Genomic DNA, 6930 nt, shown 5'->3' on the forward strand with positions numbered 1-6930 from the left:
GTTCAGTGGTCTTGAATGCCAGCCGAGTTCGTCTTACGAAGGGACAGCAATGCACCGGTCAGGGGCAGGACGACCATGAGTGTGATGGCGAAAATGGATGCTCCGGTTGAGCCTGTTATCACGTCGATATTCGTAAAGGACAGGATCAGCACGAATACAAGTCCGAGGATGGCCAGTACCGGCGCGATGATCCTGACAAATATGGACACCTTGAGCGTCGGTCTAAAGTTGAAATAGAAGATGACAGCCAGGGATGTCAGCGCCATGAGAGCCAGAACGGCGAACCCCAGAACGCCCACGAGCGGAGCGAACACCCCCGTAACCGGGTCAAGGTTGAGGACTGCAGACACGATCACCCCGACGAGAACGAGACCCGAGAGGACCGCCGAAGCGTTCGATGGAACTCCGTGCCTGACATGGACCTTTCCGAAGTATGCGGGGAGCAACCCCGACTGGCCCATTGCCATTTTGTACCTGCTCACGACATTGTGAAATGAGAGAGCACAAGCAAAAACGCTACCCACGAGGAGCACGTTGACTATGTTCGAGTACACGGGGGAAATAAACTCAGAGCCGAGCACGAAGACTCCTGCGCTTGGGTCAGCCGAGAGGAACCCGACGACGTTCCCCGAGCCCGCGCCGATAACGATGCTGAACGAAGTGAACAGATACAGAATTCCGACTGAGAATACGGCCAGGTAGGTGGCACGAGGGACAGTTTTCTCCGGGTTTTTGGCCTCACTGCGGAATACCGCCGTCGCTTCAAATCCGACGAAACAAAGCGCGGCCCACATGATGCCACTCGCAGGCGACCCGTGCGTCATCGCTTCAACCGGATTTACGGGCGCGGCTGTGACGCCCTCGGCGCCTCCCTGGGACAAGATAGCGATGTCCAGCACCAGCAGGGCTACGGCTTCCAGAACAAGCAAGACACCAAGGACTTTGGAGCTCAGATCGATGTCTCGGTATCCGAGTAAGGCAATGAGCGCCCAAAACACTAGCGACCAAAGCCACCAGGGGGAGTCCTGCCAGCCGGTGAATGTGCCGACGAGCTGTGTAATGAACGGCCCCGCATAAACAGTCAAGGCCACTACGGTCAGAGCGTAGGCTCCCAGTGCGAGCATCGCCGAGGCGTTGCCGGGAACCCTTCCAAGCCCTCGCTCAATGTACGAGTAAAAGCCACCAACGTTCCGTATATGCTTGCTTAGTTCGTTGTAACCGACGACAAACAAACAGAGGATCGCCATTGCGATCACGTAATAGAACGGTGCCGCAGAGTTCTCTGAAAAGACAATCGAGAGGGGCAACACACCTGTCGCCGCGGTGAGCGGTGCAGCAGCCGCCACCACCATGAAGACAATGGCCCCGGTTCCGAGCGTCCTTTTCATGGCACCGCTTGATCCTGGCGGGCTTTTTGTGCCTATCCCCTCGATTTCATGGTGCGAATTTGAACCAACTCTAGTGTCGCTCACAAAAACCTCTTTCTTCAGACAACGTTGTCTATAGGGAGAATATGGCGGGAATCATTTACAGTCCCATGCCATCCTGAAATCCATATGTTCTATATTCTTTAATAAAATTTGCTTATGCCGACCAGCTTTAGGAACGCGCCCTAGGGGGACGACCTTGCAATTGCGCTTATCTCTATGACGGCGCCCGGGATTGCCAGACCGCTCACCTCCAACGCTGTCCAGGCCGGATAGGGTGGGGTAAGGAACGAGTCCTTTACCCTGGGGAACCAATCGAATATTCCTGTGATATCGCCCACGTGGTGACTGGTGATGCTCACGATGTCCTCAAATCCAAGTCCGGCTTCGGTAAGGACGGCTCCTATTCCCTCGAACGCCAACCGCGCTTGTTCGGAGGGATCGTTGGGTACTTTGCCAGAGGAGTCGATCCCGGTTTGGCCCGAAATAAACAGGAAACCTCCAGCTTCGAAGCCCGGCGAGAAGTGATAGTCGTTGTAAAACTCAGCCATGGAAACGGGAAGGATCGAACGCCCTCCGCCGCGCTGACCGATCATACGAGAGCTCCTTTGTTGGCGGTTCGTTCGAGCTCCTCGGCAATCGCAGCGGCGGCCTTCTGGCCTGCCCGGACGCCACCTTCCATATAGCCGGACCATTGGAACGACGCTTCGGTACCAGCGAAATGCACTTTCCCGACCGGATCGCGTAGGGCTGCACCAAAGTTGGCCAACACTCCCGGGGGCATATAGGTGACAGGGCCTCCCTTTGCCCACTCCTGCTGGGTCCAGTCAGTCTCATGGAAGTAGCTGGGGTCTGCTGCCTGCGGACCGAACGCCTTCACCAGAAGATCCAGGAAAGCCCGCTCGCGCTCTTGGGGTGTGTGGGCCGCCCAGCGGTCGTAATTTGACCCTCCGATGAACCCGATTAGGGTCGCTAGCGTATCGGTAGGTTTCGTGCCGTCGAGGAGGAAGACTCCGACGTCTTCGGTGTCAAGCAACGCGCCGGAATAGCCCTGCTCGACCCAGAATGAAGAGGGGTAGCGCGCCTGCACCTTGTAATAGCGGCCCATCGGTGCGCGCGCCTGGAGTTGCGCTCGAGATGTCGGTAGGGCTGGTTCAAAACGGATTTGGTTTGCCGCCAAGGGTGACATGGCGATCACGATATGGCGTGCCCGCAGGCTCCGCTGCCCGGAGAAAAGTGTCACCCCCGATTCGTCGTGCTCGATACGGTCGACCGGCCACTCCAAAAGGAACTTGTCCCTCCCGATGGCATCGGCGATTCGCCAGCTCACCTGAGCGGCGCCGCCAAACCACCATGCCCATTGGGCTCCGTCCCGGGTGCCCATGAGTGACTGTATCCCTTCGCACTCACTGACGTAGTAGGCCCAGTACAGGAGGGAAACCTCATAGGGGTCGGCGCCGAGGAGGGTATTGACGATAACCGTGTGCAACCGTCTGACTTCTTCGCTCTCGATCGTCTCCGCCAACCATGTGGCTACCGTCTTGCTGTCGAGTGCTGCTGCGTTAGGCGATGCCCAAGGCTGGTCCCAACCGACGCTGTCCGCCAATTCGTCAAGAGCCTTAAGGGAGGAGAGAAACTCCGGAACGAAGGGAAGGTTGGGGTCCAGTTGGTCGTCAGGAGCCCTCAAGACATTGCCCGCCACAATGTAAGTGTCATCGCCGGGCTTGCCCGATGGGGTCATCTCCAAGCCCAGGCTTGTGCCAAGTTCAATAAGGTGCGTATGCGTCTCCCCGATGAACATGCCGCCATAATCGATTGGACCCCCGGGTGCGCCCTCCTGTTCTGTCCAGGTCCGTCCGCCGATCCTGTCATTCGCCTCGACGACGAGAACGGACGCGCCTTGATCATGCAAGGCCTTGGCTGCGGCGCTGCCTGAGATCCCCGCGCCGATGATGATCACATCGACGTCGGGATCGGGGGTAACTGACTCGTAAGTATTGAGATGGGTCAAAGCACTTTCCTCTCTTTTCGATCTTGCGGCTTGCCTGCTACGGCACATCGGCCTAGACGGGCGGGCCACACGGATGGGGCGTGAATTCAGAGTAGGGAAGTTTTGGCTGAGGAGGAGATCTGCCGAATGTTTTTTGAAATTGACCCATATTCATGCAGGAATTTCGATTAGCCCCCCCTGGCGTTCGAGCTGGCGAAAGAAACGTCCGGGCGAGCCACTTACTACGTGTGCGACTGCAGGCTGTTCCTGAGGACCTGCTGCCTGCCCTATCGTGCCTCGCACTGTTACGCGCAGACGGGTTCACCGGACCGAATTGCGATCAGTGAATCGCTGATCGCTTCCCTGAAATGGGGCGGCGGTATCGCCTGTCACCGAAGAAGCGTTGGCTCATTCGAGGTGGCTCCTACTCCGGGGCATCCTTGTATGAGCCGCGCCCGGTGTGCCCGCCGACTCCCTGACCGAGTGAGGCAGCGATGGGCCCCTTTTGAACGGGCGGGACTTCCTGGCCACGATTCGCTGGGCTCGGCCGCTGGCTGCCGCCGGAATGTCGGGGAAAATCCGCGGCCACGGACCGGCTGGAAACGCCGGCACTGTTCGAATGCCGGGCAGTGATGTCCGCGGAGGCAAAGGGAGCGCCGGACGCGTCAACTAACTTCTCGCCCCTCGAACACTCGATCCATACAGCCAGCCGTCGGGCACATGTTTGCCGTCGACGAACGCTGGAGGGCCGTGGAGCAGGCTTTCTTCACCCGGACTCGACCCGGTCAGCAACATGCCCGCGGGGACAAGCGCAGCCGCATTCGGGCGTGCCACGCGAGGCCCTCGTGCTTGGTGGCAATCATTATCACCGGCTTGAAGACCAGCCATGCTCCGCTACCGTACGGGGCCCACGGTCTACTGTGACAGGGCTCACTGCTCAGGGGGCGACAAGCGGTAAAATGGGATGGAGCGCGGTGAACCGCCCTTGCCAAACCACCATTGCAGCGACGCGGGCGCGCCGCGAGATCAGTGACATGAGTCGATGCCACGGGGGCAATGGTCCTCGATGGGGCTAGGTGGATTGACCAGTGACGTTGTATGGAAGTGAGATGGATGACAAAAGTCGGCAACCCTGACCGGGCCGCTAGCAGCGCGTATCAGGTAGTAGATGAGCTAGATGAACAGATACTTTGGGAGTTCATCAGAAATGGACGGATAACGATATCCGAGCTTGCGACACTCCTCAACGTGTCTCCATCGACCGTATCTGCTCGGGCTTCGGCCCTAAGGAGGGCAGGAGTACTCAAATCGTCCCACGCTGACATCGACTTCAGGAGGGTCGGGTTGCCGATTCAGGCTATGGTCTTCGTTCGTTTGCGCGCTCAGGCGAGACCGCACGTTCAGGAGTACGCCAACTTGATGACCCGGCTTCCGAGCGTGTTATATCTGTACTTCATGGGCGGCGATGAAGACTTCTTGATCCATCTGACCTGCACTTCGACCAATCAGCTGAGGGACATTGTCGCCACAGAAGTAAGCATGCATCCGGTCGTTGCTTCCACCCGAACCCACATAATCTACGAACACGCACTCGGGGCGGATCACATGGACCATTTGACGGGGTTCGATGAGGTGAGACGCCCGATAGGTCCCTCACGCGATTTTCCGGGAGTTTTCGAGCAATAGCGTGAGGTCATCGTGCCACACGATCGTTCAGGCGTTGGCCGACTGGGTCCGTCCATCGGTGCCATCCAGGTCACAGTCATCTCCCAGGGGCGTTGCTTATGTGGCCATCGGCTAGTGGTTTGGTAGCCCTTCGCACTCAAGCATGGTTGTCTCTTCGGCCCTAAAGGTCCGGTGGCCCGCCGACAGCAAGTAGGCCGCTGAGCCCACAGTTGAGGAATCGGACACGATGCAGTTCTCCGAATGCCGGCGTTTATTGCATCCACAGCATATGTAGGGCACCAATTTAGTATTGGACTGCAATAAATCCTAGCCATATTCTTTCTATAGACAACGTTGTCTGAAGAAAGAGGTTTTTGTGAGCGACACTAGAGTTGGTTCAAATTCGCACCATGAAATCGAGGGGATAGGCACAAAAAGCCCGCCAGGATCAAGCGGTGCCATGAAAAGGACGCTCGGAACCGGGGCCATTGTCTTCATGGTGGTGGCGGCTGCTGCACCGCTCACCGCGGCGACAGGTGTGTTGCCCCTCTCGATTGTCTTTTCAGAGAACTCTGCGGCACCGTTCTATTACGTGATCGCAATGGCGATCCTCTGTTTGTTTGTCGTCGGTTACAACGAACTAAGCAAGCATATACGGAACGTTGGTGGCTTTTACTCGTACATTGAGCGAGGGCTTGGAAGGGTTCCCGGCAACGCCTCGGCGATGCTCGCACTGGGAGCCTACGCTCTGACCGTAGTGGCCTTGACTGTTTATGCGGGGCCGTTCATTACACAGCTCGTCGGCACATTCACCGGCTGGCAGGACTCCCCCTGGTGGCTTTGGTCGCTAGTGTTTTGGGCGCTCATTGCCTTACTCGGATACCGAGACATCGATCTGAGCTCCAAAGTCCTTGGTGTCTTGCTTGTTCTGGAAGCCGTAGCCCTGCTGGTGCTGGACATCGCTATCTTGTCCCAGGGAGGCGCCGAGGGCGTCACAGCCGCGCCCGTAAATCCGGTTGAAGCGATGACGCACGGGTCGCCTGCGAGTGGCATCATGTGGGCCGCGCTTTGTTTCGTCGGATTTGAAGCGACGGCGGTATTCCGCAGTGAGGCCAAAAACCCGGAGAAAACTGTCCCTCGTGCCACCTACCTGGCCGTATTCTCAGTCGGAATTCTGTATCTGTTCACTTCGTTCAGCATCGTTATCGGCGCGGGCTCGGGGAACGTCGTCGGGTTCCTCTCGGCTGACCCAAGCGCAGGAGTCTTCGTGCTCGGCTCTGAGTTTATTTCCCCCGTGTACTCGAACATAGTCAACGTGCTCCTCGTGGGTAGCGTTTTTGCTTGTGCTCTCTCATTTCACAATGTCGTGAGCAGGTACAAAATGGCAATGGGCCAGTCGGGGTTGCTCCCCGCATACTTCGGAAAGGTCCATGTCAGGCACGGAGTTCCATCGAACGCTTCGGCGGTCCTCTCGGGTCTCGTTCTCGTCGGGGTGATCGTGTCTGCAGTCCTCAACCTTGACCCGGTTACGGGGGTGTTCGCTCCGCTCGTGGGCGTTCTGGGGTTCGCCGTTCTGGCTCTCATGGCGCTGACATCCCTGGCTGTCATCTTCTATTTCAACTTTAGACCGACGCTCAAGGTGTCCATATTTGTCAGGATCATCGCGCCGGTACTGGCCATCCTCGGACTTGTATTCGTGCTGATCCTGTCCTTTACGAATATCGACGTGATAACAGGCTCAACCGGAGCATCCATTTTCGCCATCACACTCATGGTCGTCCTGCCCCTGACCGGTGCATTGCTGTCCCTTCGTAAGACGAACTCGGCTGGCATTCAAGACCACTGAAC

General features: G+C 57.7%; 5 protein-coding genes. 2 read left to right on the forward strand and 3 right to left on the reverse strand.

The genetic code is table 11. The annotated features are described in order from the left end of the window. Positions 1–2: 2 nt before the first annotated feature. The 3 genes from K789_RS0115225 to K789_RS0115235 form a co-directional block, all read right to left on the reverse strand. Complete coding sequence (locus tag K789_RS0115225; RefSeq protein WP_128081531.1) at positions 3–1472, reverse strand: APC family permease; 1470 nt, start codon at positions 1470–1472, stop codon at positions 3–5. Positions 1473–1612: 140 nt separating this feature from the next. Then, the gene (locus K789_RS0115230; RefSeq protein WP_024367510.1) at positions 1613–2023 is read right to left on the reverse strand and encodes a RidA family protein; all 411 of its coding nucleotides are present in this window, start codon (positions 2021–2023) and stop codon (positions 1613–1615) included. Further along, positions 2020–3438 carry a flavin monoamine oxidase family protein gene (locus K789_RS0115235; RefSeq protein WP_024367511.1) on the reverse strand — a complete coding sequence of 473 codons (1419 nt, stop codon included), beginning with the start codon at positions 3436–3438 and terminating at the stop codon, positions 2020–2022. Before K789_RS0115235 ends, K789_RS0115230 begins: the two co-directional genes overlap by 4 nt. A 1092-nt stretch (positions 3439–4530) precedes the next feature. Between K789_RS0115235 and K789_RS0115240 the strand changes: the two genes are divergently transcribed. Both K789_RS0115240 and K789_RS0115245 read left to right on the forward strand, forming a co-directional pair. Then, positions 4531–5103 carry an Lrp/AsnC family transcriptional regulator gene (locus K789_RS0115240; RefSeq protein ID WP_024367512.1) on the forward strand — a complete coding sequence of 191 codons (573 nt, stop codon included), beginning with the start codon at positions 4531–4533 and terminating at the stop codon, positions 5101–5103. A 355-nt stretch (positions 5104–5458) separates the two neighbouring features. Further along, positions 5459–6928: an APC family permease gene (locus tag K789_RS0115245; protein ID WP_128081531.1), complete on the forward strand. Its 1470-nt coding sequence runs from the start codon at positions 5459–5461 to the stop codon at positions 6926–6928. The last annotated feature ends 2 nt before the right edge of the window (positions 6929–6930 follow it).

The sequence above is a fragment of the Arthrobacter sp. TB 26 genome, from assembly GCF_000427315.1.
Lineage (GTDB): Bacteria > Actinomycetota > Actinomycetes > Actinomycetales > Micrococcaceae > Arthrobacter.

Coding starts and splice junctions, on each gene's coding strand:
- K789_RS0115240 (WP_024367512.1), top strand. CDS start 4,531: ATGACAAAAGTCGGCAACCCTGACCGGGCCGCTAGCAGCGCGTATCAG.
- K789_RS0115230 (WP_024367510.1), bottom strand. CDS start 2,023: ATGATCGGTCAGCGCGGCGGAGGGCGTTCGATCCTTCCCGTTTCCATG.